This window comes from Leptolyngbya sp. GGD (assembly GCF_026735145.1).
GTDB lineage: Bacteria > Cyanobacteriota > Cyanobacteriia > Leptolyngbyales > Leptolyngbyaceae > Leptolyngbya > Leptolyngbya boryana.
In genome coordinates this window covers 445,853-459,204 of record NZ_JAPQKE010000004.1, presented here as the reverse complement: position 1 = coordinate 459,204, position 13,352 = coordinate 445,853, and the positions used below count along the sequence as shown (strand labels likewise).

The following is a 13,352-nucleotide window of genomic DNA, read 5'->3' as shown; positions in this document are numbered from 1 at the left end:
TTAAGATTGACATTACGATTGCTCTGTAACATTTATTCATTTATGGCGAAGAAACCCACCGATCGCAACGGTTCCGGCACAGGCAAGCAGGATCGCATTGTTTACTCTGAGTTTGGCAATTCAGAGGAGGTGTTCGAGCGGGCGGTTCCCGATTTGCCTCCAAATCAGCAAAATCTTCGGGTGCAGGTGTCACGCAAAGGTCGTGGGGGGAAAACGGTGACGGTGATTTCTGGGTTCCAAAGCAAGCCGGAAACGCTAAGCGATTTGGCGAAAAAATTAAAAGCGCAGTGTGGAACTGGGGGATCAGTGAAAGAGAACACGATCGAGATCCAAGGGGATCATGCTCAGAAGTTAGTACAACTCTTAACAGGACTCGGATATAAGGCAAAAATTAGCGGCGGTTAGTTTACGTAAAGATCAGTTGCTGTTTGATGCCGATCGCGGCTCGTGCGTGGAGATAAACCGGATCGGGTTTGTGCTGAATGGCGCGATCGTAAGACTCGATCGCGTTGCCATAGGCTGCCATTTCGGTGAGCATGGCTCCTCGATTGAACCAGGCTACATGATAGTCAGGTTTCAGAAAGACGGCTTGATCGTAATCTCTCAATGCCTCGGCGTAGCGCTTTAATCCAGAAAGTGCATTGGCTCGATAATTCCAAGCCGTTGCACAGGTTGGATCGGCTTGAATGGCTTGATCGAAATGGGCGATCGCTGCTAGAAATTCACCTTGCTGACAACATTCGCATCCTTGTTCCAGGCTGTTCATTTTTGACTCCACAGACTCGCTTCAATTGTCGAAGCAAAATTTGCTGCTGTCTGGGTGGGATTTCTCACCAGAATTGAGCCGGATTTACGACTGCAATATTGATGAGTGCGATCTACATTTAAGAGTTAGAGCCTTCGAGGAAAACGCTGTGGATTTGACTCTTCATACGGTGATTGAATTGCTTTTAGGCATCAGTTTGAGTGCCGCGGCAGGATTTCGCGTCTTTGTGCCACTGCTGGCGCTGAGTGCGTTCTCGGTTTTGGGACACTACGATTTGCCGAGTAATTTTGATTGGATTGAGAATCAGCAGGCATTGACGTTATTCGCGATCGCAACCGTTCTCGAAATTATTGGCTACTCCATTCCTTGGTTTGACCATGCACTCGATGTTTTAGCCACTCCAGCCGCAATGATTGTCGGCACGATTGTAGCTGCATCGGTTTCGCCGGATATGAATCCGTTGATTCAATGGACGTTAGCGATCGTTGCTGGAGGCGGAACAGCCGGAATTACGAAGCTATTCACAAATCTGCTGCGCGGGACTTCGACAGCAGCTTCAGGAGGTTTGACGAATCCGATTTTTGCAGCGATTGAACTTGTGATTGCGACTGCATTGTCGGTTTTGGCTTTTACAGTTCCAGCGCTAGCAGGACTATTGGTGATTGGATTATTCGGATTTGGAATTTCTCGGATTACACAGCTTGTCCTGCGCTGGCGGACTCGCGATCGAGGAGCAAGTCCAGCGAAATAGAGTCTCCCCACTCCCCACTCCCCACCAAATTTCTAGTAGCCCAACCATTTACGGAACCTACTCTTCTGCTCGTGTGTCTTTACTTATGCAATCTCCATCAGTTTAGGAAAAATTGAGATTCCTGTTTTTAGAGGATGCCGTTTGTCAGTAAATGACCCTTGACAGTTCGACAACGCCATCTCGCTAAACTCTAACGCTACAGACACCCGAAAATGACAAACTTAAAATTGTTTTCTTTGGTTGGCACTGCTCTGACTTTAGTAAGTTGTGCCGTTATAAATTCTTCACCGCGCGCAGTCTCTCAACCTTCGGCACAACCTGTGCAAGATAATCTCATTGGGCTTTTCATGCTCAAACGTAACAATCTCAATCAACAGTATCGAGGAGAAATTTATCCGATCGCACAATACAGGAACGGACGCTACACCGATGCTAGCCTCGACGTAACTCCAGAAGTTCGAGAAGATTCAAAAGAAGCAGAGATCGTTCAGCGCAATGCGGCAAACAGTGTGCTCAATACGAATCCGACTTTCACGATCGCGAATCCAGGTTATGCCTTGGGCAAATTCAGCGTCGATCGACTGGGAGTAGGTCAATTTGCTTGTTCTGCGGTTTTAGTTGGACGAGGAAAGCTTGCGGGACAGTCAGATTTCAACCTCGCATTTAATCAGCTTCCTCGCGCTAGCCAAAGAACCTCAAGTGGGGTCTTCAATGGTCAAGAATTTGATGAAACTTGGCGTTCTGCGATCGCTGCAAAAGTAACGACCCCGGCTACAACAGTTCGCCCAACTCGTGCCCAACTCGATCAATATCGCAAAGATTTAATCCGGATTGGGACAAACGAAATTGCCAAGAACCCACAGGCAAAATCAGTTCAAGGAACAGTCACACTCGTTGAACTCCGAGTGTTTGATCTCAATGGCGATGGTCAGCCAGAAGTGTTTGGAAAGTTAAGGAAAGCTCCGGCACGAGCGGTTCAACCCAACCGAGATCGACCAACTGTTAGCTCAATCTATGCCAATGTTTGGTTAGGCTATGGCGCGTCTCAACCGCAACTGCTTTCATCTCAGGCTGTTCCTTACTTTGTGCCTGCTATCGAGGCTGGACGAATCTATGAAATTGTCGGCACGATCGATGCAAATGGAGATGGTCAACAAGAAGTACTGATTCAGAACAATGGGTATGAAGCCATTACTTTCAGCCTTTACGAATTACAAGGAAACCAGTTGAAATCGGTGTTCACGGGCGCAGGCTATGGTTGCTAAACCCCGCTTTAGACTTGCATTGTAATCTCAACCTTCTTCATCCAACTGAATTGAAAAGCCAGCTTATCACTGGCTTTTGCTGTTTCATCTCTCTATTTCACCAACTGTTTGAGCACGTTGATGTAGCAGTCGATCGCGTGATCTTTGAACCGTTGGCTAATAAAGTTTAGACTGAAGCGTTTGCCAATCCGAATTTCCTTATCGACTGATTTATAACCTTGCCACCATCGCGGTAGCTCTGGCACGAGATCCATTCCATGAACAATTCGATAGGTATTCGGAACCCGCTCATTGTAGGAATCTCGAAATCCACCATTTCCCACTGCGGGTGAACCGTAAGTATAAGATTCGACCGTAATCTTTGCTGAAAAATTGTATTGCAGATCGACGGCACACAATGTTGCCAATGCTCCCCCTAAACTATGCCCAGTCGTAACCACATTCGTGACTTCACTCGTCCTAATGTAATCATGAATTTGATTGCGAACGGCAAAGTAAGCCGCTACAAACCCGCTATGCATCTGCGCGTTTGAACTATTCTTCGTTGCATAAGGATAGGTTTTCTCTTTAGGTTCGACAATTAACTCCTGAATCACATTTTGATCAAACTGGGCGCGCTCTAATCGTGTAGTAAAATCAGTTTCCCAATCCTGAGACGAATCACTACCTCGAAAGACGATCGTGGCAGATGTTCCTTCGGTAAGAATGGCGCACTGCGTATCTGTTTTCGCTTCGCTGATCAAGACTGGAGTGAGAGTGATGCCGTCAAAACGAACTGTATCAAAGTTTTCGTAGACTTTTTTACAGAAGAGGGCATACTTTGCGGCTTTTGAGTAGTCGATCGACATCATGACCCCTGGAATTATGGATATTATTGGTCAATACTGACTACCATAAGCACTCAGCAATTTCCAAACGATCGACGTAAATCTATACGTCTTAATCTTTGACAATCCTCGATCGCTGATTGGAACTCAAGCCCAAAATCTTGCAAGCTCATTTCTGTGCATGAATGTAATCTACAAAGTAAAACTTCGGACGAAGCCAAAACTTTAGTCCACCATAAATGCCTAGTCCCAAAACTGCGATCGCAATGCCGGGTAGACCGAGTTTCAATCGGAGCGCATCTGGCAAAAGTGCAACGATCGCAACCGTGAGCGCAAAGTAAATTAAGAGTGCTATCTGTAAGCGATCGATCGTTAAGAGTGCTTTACGACAGCTACTACAATGCTGTGTGTGTTGTTGATAGCGATCGAGAACCTGCTCACGATGATCATTCCAGCACGGTTGTTCTTCGAGTCCAACTTCGCTCCACGGCAGGTGTCCTTGGCAATATTGATCGAACCAGTTGCGAAACTCAATGACTAAACGATCTGCGCTCGTCGGCAACTTATAGGCAGTTTTCCAACTTTCGGTGCGCGTTTTTTGATGCAAAAAATACTCTTGCTGCTGAAGTAAAATCATATCTCCATCTAGCACCTGATTGCGCGTCTGGATATGTTCCCACCAGCGCGGCGTAAATCGATGCAGGGCTTGTGCAAAGTTGCGCGGGAACTGAGCGACAATTCTCGATTTTCCTGGAGACACAGGAATGCAATAGGTCACGAGTCCCACTTGCTTGCCGCTATCTCCAAACTGAATGGCATACTCTAAACGGCAAGGAGGCTCAAACGTAATCGTTGCAGGAAATCGTCCTGAAGCAGTTGCTTCAATCCGTTCGGGTGTCGATTGCACAATTTTAATGGGCATTGGGGCGGCTTTATTGCGATCGCCTTGTACTCCATGATGTGCAAAAGGCACATGACTCGGATCAGTGACATTTTCGACTAAGGTCTGCCAGTCGTATTCTAGATCGCGCACGAAAGAAGACCAGACAAAGCCTTTACTTGCATCGATCTGAGGCGATAAAGGCAACGGAGTTTGTGCAGCTTGCTCAGGAGATGCTGGATCGAGCCAAACCCAAAGTAACTCTTGCTGCTGTTGCACCGGAAACGCGATCGCGCATAAATTATCTTGATTTTTACTGACTAATTCTGGATTGTCCGCTTGGGGAATCTGAGTACAAACGCCTTGCGAGTCAAATTGCCAGCCGTGGTAGCTACACATCAAATTTCCCGTTTTTTCGTCAATTCGCCCTTCGCTGAGTGGAGCAAGACGGTGAGGACACTGATCTAAGAATACTTGAAACGTCTCAGCAGACTTCGGTTTCCAGATGACTAGCCGTAATCCTAGTACGGTGACTGCGGTAGGTTGATTGATCTCTAGATCTTCAATAGGAGTAAGCGGATACCAGTGCTGAAAGAAGTTAAATTGAGGTTTCATATATTTTGATCTGAATCGTTGAACTGAAAGAGCGATCGCTCATTGTGAGATCTCATTGTGAGACATCATCGCTTTTGGCAACTATCCTACCTCTAACTCTACCTCTGATGTTCTGTGTTGTGCTTTAATGGTGGCTTGAATTGGGTGCTGGATTGTGAAGGTAGTAGTTCCAGACAAACTTTTTTAGAAACGCTTGAGTTTTGAACAAGTGAGTTCATTCTCTTTGGTTCCAAGGGTGTGATCCAAGTCGGAATGTCATTGATTTTTAAGCAATATGAAAACATCCACGATTTTTTTAAGCTCGCGGCTGAGTATTGTGCTTGCCGCTGGACTTGTGCTTGGTTTATCTACAGTGGCTAGAGCGCAGAAACAGCCAGCGATCGACGAATCCTTTGCCCGTGCTGCTCTGATTGTGAAAGTGTTTGATCAGTTGTCTACTCAATGTGCAGCAGGGCGGAGTTTTAATGCTAGTGAATCCGCATCTATCGCTGCTTGGGAAAAGGGACAAAATGTGACTGCGCTTCGGACTCAAATTCAGGGGCTATCCGCGGATATGCAGCGCCAACTGGACAAAGGAGCTTCGATTTTGCTCACTGCTCTGACTCAGAAACAGCCCAATGCTGATCCCTGTAATCTTGCTGTATCGGTTACACGGCTTGCTTCACCCACAGTCGCAACCGCAGGTTCACCATCGACGAACAATACCAAGCCACAGCAGATCACAAATTCTGGGTCTAGAACGACGAATCGTTCAAGCAATCCAACAGCGATGTCGTCTAAATCTGACTCTGATGTTTCCAAGGTAGTTGCGACGATCGACTCTTTTGGTTTCAATATGCGAACCATGATGGGCGTTGGTGGATTCTTGACGCAGGATATCTATCCGGTTGTGCTGTTTCGGAATGGCGAAGCGCTCACCGATGTCAAAGGTTTGATGTATGCGGGTGGCCTGGATGCCTATCGACGCGCCCATCCTGAAGACTGGACGCAGTGGCAGCGCAGCGGCGGACGGGTGCAATTAAAAACTGCTAAGGGATGGAAGGCACTCCCTTTTCCCACGACTTATCAATCTTTACCGAGTCAGTTTCGCTTAAATGGAACCTATCGATCTCTTTCCGGGACGGGCAACGTCGCGATCGGTGGAAGTGCTTCTGTGGCAGCGTGGCGTGCTTACACGTTTTTTCCAGATGGTCGAATTGTACGAGGTAATGGTGCGGGTTCATCCGCATCAAGTGGGGGCAGTAGTGTGGTCACATCCTCGGTCGCACCGAACCAACGGGGACGGTACCAAATCGATGGGTTAGTCTTGCGGATTAACTATGACGATGGGACGACAGAAAACCGCATCATTATTACCGATCCCAAAGACCCCAAGAGTGCGATTTGGCTGAATGGCACGGGTTATGTTAGACGCGGTAAATAAGTCGTTCTCGTTTGCATCCCGCCCCGCATTGAAAATACGGGCCTAACTGTGCGAAGTAGGTTGAAACCCACTGAATTCGGGGCGAGATAGAACGGAGCGAGAGAACTTGCCGAACTGGTGTTGAATTACGCCCATCTACTTGGAGTGTCGATCGTGCAATCCACGTTTAGTTTAGATTAAGGAAACTAACGCTTGATTGAGAGGTGGGCAGATCATGTTGATCCGAAAATTGGATGAGTGTGAAGAATTTTTTGCAGGAGATCAAACGATCCTACGTGAGCTTTTACACCCCGATAAGCAACCGATCAATCTGCGCTACAGTCTCGCTCATGCAATTTTGCCTGTTGGTGCAACTTCACTTCCGCATTCACTCACGACTTCTGAGGTTTACTACATTCTGAGCGGCACAGGAGAAATGTTGATCGATAACGAACTGAAAACCATTGAGCCTGGAGATGCGGTCTATATTCCGCCGAATGCGGTTCAATTCCTTCGCAATACTGGAACCGAAGCGATCGTATTTATCTGTATCGTTGATCCGGCTTGGAGAAAAGAAGATGAAACTGTATTTTCAGAGACTATATCCTGAGTCTTATTACAGAATTTAGGTTATGTCTTCCTCATTACATTCTGCTCGACTGATCGAACTTGCGCACCTCTTTCTGAAACTTGGCACAATTGGCTTTGGTGGCCCAAATGCCCACATTGCCATGATGGAAGAGGAAGTCGTCGTGAAGCGACAATGGCTCAGGCGCGAAGAGTTCCTCGATCTGATTGGGGCGACTAACTTGATTCCAGGTCCCAATTCGACTGAGATTGCTATTCATGTTGGGTATCTCTATGCAGGTTGGTTAGGGCTGATCGTAGCAGGGGTGTGTTTTATTCTGCCTGCGGTGCTGATTACGCTCGGATTTGCCTGGGCTTATGTTGCGTTGGGTGCGCTGCCACAGCTTGCTTTTTTGCTCTATGGCATTAAGCCTGCGGTACTCGCGATCGTCGTTGATGCCCTGTGGCGATTGGGCAAGAAAGCAGTGAAGAATCGCATATTATTTGCGATCGCGCTGATCGTGATTTTGCTCGTCTGGTTCGCTCGTGTGAGTGAAATTGTCGCTTTGCTGCTCGGTGGCTTTCTAGGAATGCTCTGGCTGAAAACACCGCACGATCGATCAAACGAGCAGGCGAATTTATTGATCACAGGGTTGACGCTTACATCGGCTCTGAAAGCAACAGCAGCAGTCGGGCTGACTACCGTTCCATTCTCACTCTGGCAATTAGGCTGGACATTTCTGAAGATTGGAAGTGTGTTGTTTGGGGGTGGATATGTCTTAATTGCCTTTATTCAAGGATCGTTTGTTGACAATTTGGGTTGGTTAACTCAGCAGCAATTGTTCGATGCGATCGCAATTGGTCAATTTACACCAGGTCCAATTCTTTCGACAGCAACATTCATTGGCTATGTAATCGGAGGAATTCCTGGGGCGATTGTTTCGACGATCGGAATTTTCTTACCGTCGTTTGTGTTCGTCGTGGTGCTGAATCCTGTGATTCCGCTCTTACGTCGTTCTGAATGGGCTTCGGCATTCTTAGATGCAGTGAATGTCAGTGCGGTCGGATTAATGGTTGTCGTAACGGTGCAACTCGCGATCGCAACGCTTGGAAAATCGTCAGCTCCATTTATCGATGTTTTAGCAACTATGATCGCACTCATGAGTGCCTTGCTTGCGATTCGATTTCGAGTCAGTGCCGTCTGGTTGGTACTTGGTGGAGCCGCGATCGCTTGGGCTGCTTCTTGGTTAGGGTATCTATAGGATGCGATTCTGGATGTAGAGCGTTTCAGAGAGATGATATGGAAAAAGCAACGTTTGGAGCAGGATGTTTTTGGGGGGTAGAAGCCGCATTTCGTAAGATTTCGGGCGTGAAATCTACTTCTGTTGGGTATATGGGTGGACATTTCGAGAATCCTTGCTATCTGGATGTGCTCTCGCGAATTACTGGACATGCGGAAGTCTGCCAGGTTGAATATGATCCGGCACAGGTCAGTTATGAGGCTTTACTGGATGTGTTTTGGCGAATTCATGATCCAACGAGCTTAAATCGACAAGGTGCAGATCGAGGCGATCAGTATCGTTCTGTGATTTTTTATCACACCTCAGAACAAGCCGCGATCGCGCGCCAATCTAAGCTTGCTTTAGATCGTTCAAACCGCTATGACAAGCCAATTGTGACTGAAATTCAACCTGCTGCTGATTATTGGTTAGCGACAGAGGATCATCAACAGTATTTTGAGAAACAAGCCGCACAGAGAGAAGTAGCAACATGATTACAGGCATTTACGATGTGTGCATTGGAGTCTCTGATATCGATAGCGCGATCGCGTATTGGCAGCAGTTTGGCTACAGTGTGGATCAAACAGGTAGCCTTTCAGCCGAGAGTGCTCAACGGTTATATCAATCAAATTCTGCTTTGCATTCAGTGCGACTGACGCATCAAACGGCGGATCATGGTTTGATCCGACTCATGCAGTGGGAGCATCCCCGAAATGAAGGCTTAGGGCTGGCATCAATGCGAGTCAGAGGTAATCGTTGGGCAACGACGATGACAGCAGATGTGCTAACGATTCTCAATCAGGCAGAAGAAGCCGATCGCGCAGGATTTCCAATTCGTTACACAATGCCGTATTGGGAGATCATTTACAACAAAGATCGCAAGATGCGCCCGTTTCTAGACGATACGATCGGGGTTCGTGAAGCCCTACTATTGCAGCCTTTGACGCGACAGGTTTTATTTCAACGCTTTGGGTATAGTGTGCCAAACTATGGGCAGATCAATGAACAATCTGCATTCAAAGCCAGCCAAGTCACTCACATGGGCATGATTGTTCAGGATGATAGCAAGGAAACCATCCAGTTTTACGAAGATGTTTTGGGATTGTTGCGAGTGCGGGACGATGTAGAAACGTTCTATGAGTTTTCAGAGGCGGGGCGCGTGTTTTTTGATTTGCAACCCGGCGAGAAGTTTATTGTGACTGCGTTTGATGATCCGCGATCGTCTGCGACAGATTGGCAAGCCGCGCGCTCTGGACGATTGTACATTGTGAGATTTCCAGAAGCATCTGTAGTCCCAGAGCAATTTGAAAAGGCACAGCCTGGATGTTTAGGAATGTCTTTGTATACCTATCGAGTTGGGGAGGTTGAGGAATATCGCGATCGCATTCAGGCAAGTTCTGCGCGGAATGTGACTGAAATTTGTTTGGATGAATTTGGCGATCGTAGCTTTTCTTTTACTGCTCCTGATGGTTACTTCTGGACATTAATCGAGAGTTAAGAGGATGTTTGAAACGTATCGTTCATCGCCTTCACCCGCCCCCGGAATAGAACGGAGCGAGGAAATTCTTGATACGTTTCAAACACCCTCATGAAGACAAGAAAAGAACCCCTACTTCCCACTCCCCGCTAAGCCGCCGGAATCGGAAAAGTCTCCCCCGCCAGATAAGCATCAAAATGCTTCTCAAAGTAAAGCCAAGAAGTCATATCTTCCGTATCTAGCTGATCTGCTGGAGCATCTCGATACAGTGGCATTCGCGTATTAATCTCATCTTGAAGCAACTGAGGCAACTGCTCAAAGCCATCGACTTTCTTACCCGTAGCACTGTAGATTAAGTATCCAGCGCGATCGCCCATTTTCATCCAAGGTAACCAAGGCCCAATGCGATCCCAACTCAGCCAGAGCTTAGAAATCGAGAGAACTTGGTCATCAAATAGCTCATCTGTCGGAATCATAAACTTAAACAACTCTGCCGCCTGGTAATCGGGATTGGGGAAGTACTCGGCAAACTTTGGATCAGCAAGGGGACTGGGATAAGCCGGAAAGATATCAAACGATAGAGTTGTCGTTTCATCATCGACTTGGGCAGGAAACTGTCCTTTGAAAAGTCCTTGAATCGGATTGTTTGCAACATGCATGACGGGCAGAACTTCCTCAGTCCAGGGATTTTTCCAAGTTTCGAGCTTCTCACCTGTCTGTGGGTCTAAGTAGTACGTTAATTCTCTAGAGGTGAACTTCCAACTATTCTCCTCAGTGGGAAGACAACGACTCACGCTCATTCCGACCATTTTGAACAAGCGCTGTCGCTTTTCACCAGGGATAAACGAGTGAATCGAACCTGTCCAGATTAAGAAATTCGATTGCGTCGGGTCGAGCGACGATCGCACTTTTACCCAATGTTTGGCATCGAGAAGCTGAGTTGAAACTGACATGTCAGGATTCCCCCATGTTGCACTGCCTGAATTATATTGGCGTTTCTCTCAAGTTTTACAACGCAAGTCGGTGGGAATCGTTGTATCGATGCTAGAATTCACGCGCAATCCTCAGCAGCAGCACTATGATGATTGACCATGAGCTTGCTTATCAAGCATTAGCACTTCAGGTAACCTGTCATGCGATTAATCAAAGCCGCGATCGACAAGAAGCGCGATCGCGTATGCAAAGTGCGATCGCACGGTTAGAACCTCAAATTGCTGCAAGTCTTGCATTTATTGGGTCGAGATGTCGCTTAATTGTTTTGCCAGAATATTTTCTCACTGGTTTTCCACTGGGCGAATCTCTGGAAGATTGGGCAGACAAAGCTTGTTTGGAAATGGCAGGCGCAGAGTACGAAGCTTTAGGCAAAATCGCTCAAACTCATCGAATTTTCTTAGCCGGAAATGCTTACGAAGTCGATCCACATTTCCCAGGCTTATATTTTCAAACTTGCTTTGTGTTAGACCCGAGTGGCTCAGTTGTTTTGCGCTATCGCCGCTTGAATTCACTGTTTGCGCCTACTCCTCACGATGTGTGGGATCGTTATCTTGATCAGTATGGATTAGAGGGTGTGTTTCCAGTTGCTCAAACCGAAATTGGCAATCTTGCAGCAGTCGCATCAGATGAGATTTTGTTTCCAGAAGTGTCGCGCTGCTTGGCAATGCGTGGGGCGGAAGTGTTACTTCATCCGACTTCCGAAATTTATGGTCAAGCTCGCGCGCCGAAAGAAGCAGCAAAGATTAGCCGCGCTGTAGAAAATATGATGTATGTGATTTCAGCAAATACTGCCGGAATTGCAGACAGTCCAATTCCCATCTCATCTGTCGATGGTGGTTCTAAAGTTGTCGATTATCGGGGCTTAGTACTCGCAGAAACCGGAGCAGGTGAGAGTATGGCAGCTTTTGCAGAAGTCGATTTAACGGCTTTGCGGCGCTACCGTCGGCAGCCTGGACTGGGAAATTTACTATCGCGTCAACGGTTTGATGCTTATGTAGAGAGCTATCAGAATGCAGAGTTCTATCCTAAGAATACAATGGCAAATGGCGCGATCGAGCGTAAGCATTTTATTCAAACTCAGTTAGCAACGATCGAACGTTTAGCGAAGCAGGGAGTGATTTGAACCATGTCAAACATTCCGGTTCGTAATCCTCGCACAGGAGAGATCGATTACTGGATTACTCCTCCAAAGCTTTCTGAGGAGTGTGATCGCTTGCGCATGGCTCAACCTGCTTGGGCTGAAAGCTTAGAACAGCGAATCAGCGCACTCCAACAGTGGAAACAATCGATTCAAACTCATCGCGAAGCTTTACTAACCGCATTAGTTGCAGATACAGGTCGATTCGGTGTTTCAGTGCTAGAGATTGATTCTGTACTATCGAGTCTCGATCGCTGGTGTAAGCTAGCTCCAGAACTGTTACAAGAAATCGAGAAACCTACTGCAATTCCATTCATTCATCTCAAACAAGATTCTGTTCCTTATCCACTGGTCGGTGTGATCAGTCCGTGGAATTTTCCATTTTTACTAGCAATGATTGATACGATTCCAGCCTTACTTGCTGGATGTGCTGTGATTGTAAAACCGAGTGAGATTGCACCTCGATTCATTCAACCCTTGTTAAAAACGTTGGATGAAGTTCCGAAACTGCGCGAGATATTTACTGTTATTGAAGGAGCGGGAGAAACGGGAGCGGCTTTAATCGAGCAGGTTGATTTAGTGTGCTTTACAGGGAGTGTGAAAACTGGGCGAATCGTTGCGGAGGCGGCAGCAAAGCAATTTATTCCTGCTTTTTTAGAATTGGGCGGAAAAGACCCTGCGATCGTTCTAAAATCCGCAGATTTAGATCTCGCAACTTCTGCAATTTTATGGGGTTCAGTGGTTAATACAGGACAGTCTTGTTTGTCGATCGAGCGAATTTATGTGGATCAATCGATCGCTGAACCTTTTACAGAACAACTCGTTTCTAAAGCAAAACAACTCAAACTTGCCTATCCAACTGTGAATAGTGGCGAAATTGGGCCAATGATTGCCGAGCGCCAAGCCGCAATTATTTCAGATCAATTACAAGATGCGATCGACAAAGGTGCGATCGTTCAATGTGGTGGAAAAGTTGAAAATTTAGCAGGCGGATGGTGGTGCTATCCAACAGTGCTAACGAATGTGAATCACAGCATGAAAATTATGACTGAAGAAACATTCGGAGCAATCATGCCGATTATGCCTTTTACAACTGTAGAGGAAGCGGTGCAATTGGCAAATGATACCATCTATGGGCTAAGTGCAGCCGTATTTGCAGGGTCAGAAACAGAAGCATTATCTGTAGGCGATCGCATTCAAGCAGGTGCAATTAGTATTAACGACGCAGCCTTGACCGCTTTGATTCACGAAGGAGAGAAGAATGCGTTTAACTATTCTGGAATGGGCGGATCGCGCATGGGTTCTGCTGCTTTGAAGCGATTTATGCGCAAGAAAGCGTATTTGATCAAAACAAAACCTGTTACTGACCCTTGGTGGTTTCAATAGGAGGA

Annotated in this window: 15 protein-coding genes; 11 read left to right on the top strand and 4 right to left on the bottom strand. The window is 46.8% G+C overall.

What is annotated here, in order from left to right; translation table 11 throughout:
• The first annotated feature begins 42 nt into the window (after positions 1–42).
• Positions 43–405, top strand: a complete 363-nt coding sequence (locus OU814_RS21355; protein ID WP_017287333.1) for a translation initiation factor — start codon at positions 43–45, stop codon at positions 403–405.
• A 1-nt stretch (position 406) separates the two neighbouring features.
• Here the strand turns inward: OU814_RS21355 and OU814_RS21350 are convergent, their stop codons facing one another.
• Complete coding sequence (locus tag OU814_RS21350; RefSeq protein WP_268242026.1) at positions 407–766, bottom strand: tetratricopeptide repeat protein; 360 nt, start codon at positions 764–766, stop codon at positions 407–409.
• Between the two features lie 148 nt (positions 767–914).
• Between OU814_RS21350 and OU814_RS21345 the strand changes: the two genes are divergently transcribed.
• On the top strand, positions 915–1,517 hold the full coding sequence (locus tag OU814_RS21345) for a DUF4126 domain-containing protein (RefSeq protein ID WP_268242025.1): 603 nt from the start codon (positions 915–917) through the stop codon (positions 1,515–1,517).
• A 320-nt stretch (positions 1,518–1,837) separates the two neighbouring features.
• On the top strand, positions 1,838–2,782 hold the full coding sequence (locus OU814_RS21340; RefSeq protein ID WP_268242024.1) for a hypothetical protein: 945 nt from the start codon (positions 1,838–1,840) through the stop codon (positions 2,780–2,782).
• 92 nt (positions 2,783–2,874) lie between these two features.
• Here OU814_RS21340 and OU814_RS21335 read toward each other — a convergent pair whose 3' ends face one another.
• Both OU814_RS21335 and OU814_RS21330 read right to left on the bottom strand, forming a co-directional pair.
• Complete coding sequence (locus OU814_RS21335) at positions 2,875–3,633, bottom strand: lipase family protein (RefSeq protein ID WP_268242023.1); 759 nt, start codon at positions 3,631–3,633, stop codon at positions 2,875–2,877.
• 145 nt (positions 3,634–3,778) lie between these two features.
• On the bottom strand, positions 3,779–5,104 hold the full coding sequence (locus tag OU814_RS21330; protein ID WP_268242022.1) for an aromatic ring-hydroxylating dioxygenase subunit alpha: 1,326 nt from the start codon (positions 5,102–5,104) through the stop codon (positions 3,779–3,781).
• Positions 5,105–5,378: 274 nt separating this feature from the next.
• On the opposite strand from OU814_RS21330, the gene OU814_RS21325 reads away from it, so the two are divergent.
• The 5 genes from OU814_RS21325 to OU814_RS21305 all read left to right on the top strand — a co-directional run bounded on the left by OU814_RS21325 (position 5,379) and on the right by OU814_RS21305 (position 9,851).
• Complete coding sequence (locus tag OU814_RS21325) at positions 5,379–6,527, top strand: hypothetical protein (RefSeq protein WP_268242021.1); 1,149 nt, start codon at positions 5,379–5,381, stop codon at positions 6,525–6,527.
• A gap of 214 nt (positions 6,528–6,741) precedes the next feature.
• On the top strand, positions 6,742–7,116 hold the full coding sequence (locus OU814_RS21320; RefSeq protein ID WP_268242020.1) for a cupin domain-containing protein: 375 nt from the start codon (positions 6,742–6,744) through the stop codon (positions 7,114–7,116).
• Between the two features lie 22 nt (positions 7,117–7,138).
• Positions 7,139–8,335, top strand: a complete 1,197-nt coding sequence (chrA, locus tag OU814_RS21315) for a chromate efflux transporter (RefSeq protein WP_268242019.1) — start codon at positions 7,139–7,141, stop codon at positions 8,333–8,335.
• Positions 8,336–8,373: 38 nt separating this feature from the next.
• Positions 8,374–8,847, top strand: a complete 474-nt coding sequence (gene msrA / locus OU814_RS21310) for a peptide-methionine (S)-S-oxide reductase MsrA (protein WP_017287342.1) — start codon at positions 8,374–8,376, stop codon at positions 8,845–8,847.
• Complete coding sequence (locus OU814_RS21305; RefSeq protein ID WP_017287343.1) at positions 8,844–9,851, top strand: VOC family protein; 1,008 nt, start codon at positions 8,844–8,846, stop codon at positions 9,849–9,851. Before msrA ends, OU814_RS21305 begins: the two co-directional genes overlap by 4 nt.
• Positions 9,852–9,979: 128 nt before the next feature.
• Here OU814_RS21305 and OU814_RS21300 read toward each other — a convergent pair whose 3' ends face one another.
• Positions 9,980–10,783 carry a DUF1838 domain-containing protein gene (locus tag OU814_RS21300; protein ID WP_017287344.1) on the bottom strand — a complete coding sequence of 268 codons (804 nt, stop codon included), beginning with the start codon at positions 10,781–10,783 and terminating at the stop codon, positions 9,980–9,982.
• Between OU814_RS21300 and OU814_RS21295 the strand changes: the two genes are divergently transcribed.
• The 3 genes from OU814_RS21295 to OU814_RS21285 are packed head-to-tail and all read left to right on the top strand — an operon-like array spanning position 10,782 to position 13,347.
• On the top strand, positions 10,782–10,919 hold the full coding sequence (locus OU814_RS21295) for a hypothetical protein (RefSeq protein WP_190651661.1): 138 nt from the start codon (positions 10,782–10,784) through the stop codon (positions 10,917–10,919). The genes OU814_RS21300 and OU814_RS21295 overlap by 2 nt on opposite strands.
• Positions 10,909–11,946: a nitrilase-related carbon-nitrogen hydrolase gene (locus OU814_RS21290; protein ID WP_268242018.1), complete on the top strand. Its 1,038-nt coding sequence runs from the start codon at positions 10,909–10,911 to the stop codon at positions 11,944–11,946. The genes OU814_RS21295 and OU814_RS21290 overlap by 11 nt, the downstream gene beginning before the upstream one ends.
• A 3-nt stretch (positions 11,947–11,949) precedes the next feature.
• Positions 11,950–13,347: an aldehyde dehydrogenase family protein gene (locus tag OU814_RS21285; RefSeq protein ID WP_268242017.1), complete on the top strand. Its 1,398-nt coding sequence runs from the start codon at positions 11,950–11,952 to the stop codon at positions 13,345–13,347.
• Positions 13,348–13,352 lie beyond the last annotated feature (5 nt).

Excerpts from the sequence above, each read along its gene's own strand:
- OU814_RS21295 (WP_190651661.1), top strand. The coding sequence starts at position 10,782 with ATGTCAGGATTCCCCCATGTTGCACTGCCTGAATTATATTGGCGTTTC.
- OU814_RS21285 (WP_268242017.1), top strand. The coding sequence starts at position 11,950 with ATGTCAAACATTCCGGTTCGTAATCCTCGCACAGGAGAGATCGATTAC.
- OU814_RS21300 (WP_017287344.1), bottom strand. The coding sequence starts at position 10,783 with ATGTCAGTTTCAACTCAGCTTCTCGATGCCAAACATTGGGTAAAAGTG.
- OU814_RS21290 (WP_268242018.1), top strand. The coding sequence starts at position 10,909 with ATGATGATTGACCATGAGCTTGCTTATCAAGCATTAGCACTTCAGGTA.
- OU814_RS21335 (WP_268242023.1), bottom strand. The coding sequence starts at position 3,633 with ATGATGTCGATCGACTACTCAAAAGCCGCAAAGTATGCCCTCTTCTGT.
- OU814_RS21305 (WP_017287343.1), top strand. The coding sequence starts at position 8,844 with ATGATTACAGGCATTTACGATGTGTGCATTGGAGTCTCTGATATCGAT.
- msrA (WP_017287342.1), top strand. The coding sequence starts at position 8,374 with ATGGAAAAAGCAACGTTTGGAGCAGGATGTTTTTGGGGGGTAGAAGCC.
- OU814_RS21350 (WP_268242026.1), bottom strand. The coding sequence starts at position 766 with ATGAACAGCCTGGAACAAGGATGCGAATGTTGTCAGCAAGGTGAATTT.
- chrA (WP_268242019.1), top strand. The coding sequence starts at position 7,139 with ATGTCTTCCTCATTACATTCTGCTCGACTGATCGAACTTGCGCACCTC.
- OU814_RS21320 (WP_268242020.1), top strand. The coding sequence starts at position 6,742 with ATGTTGATCCGAAAATTGGATGAGTGTGAAGAATTTTTTGCAGGAGAT.
- OU814_RS21325 (WP_268242021.1), top strand. The coding sequence starts at position 5,379 with ATGAAAACATCCACGATTTTTTTAAGCTCGCGGCTGAGTATTGTGCTT.
- OU814_RS21355 (WP_017287333.1), top strand. The coding sequence starts at position 43 with ATGGCGAAGAAACCCACCGATCGCAACGGTTCCGGCACAGGCAAGCAG.
- OU814_RS21330 (WP_268242022.1), bottom strand. The coding sequence starts at position 5,104 with ATGAAACCTCAATTTAACTTCTTTCAGCACTGGTATCCGCTTACTCCT.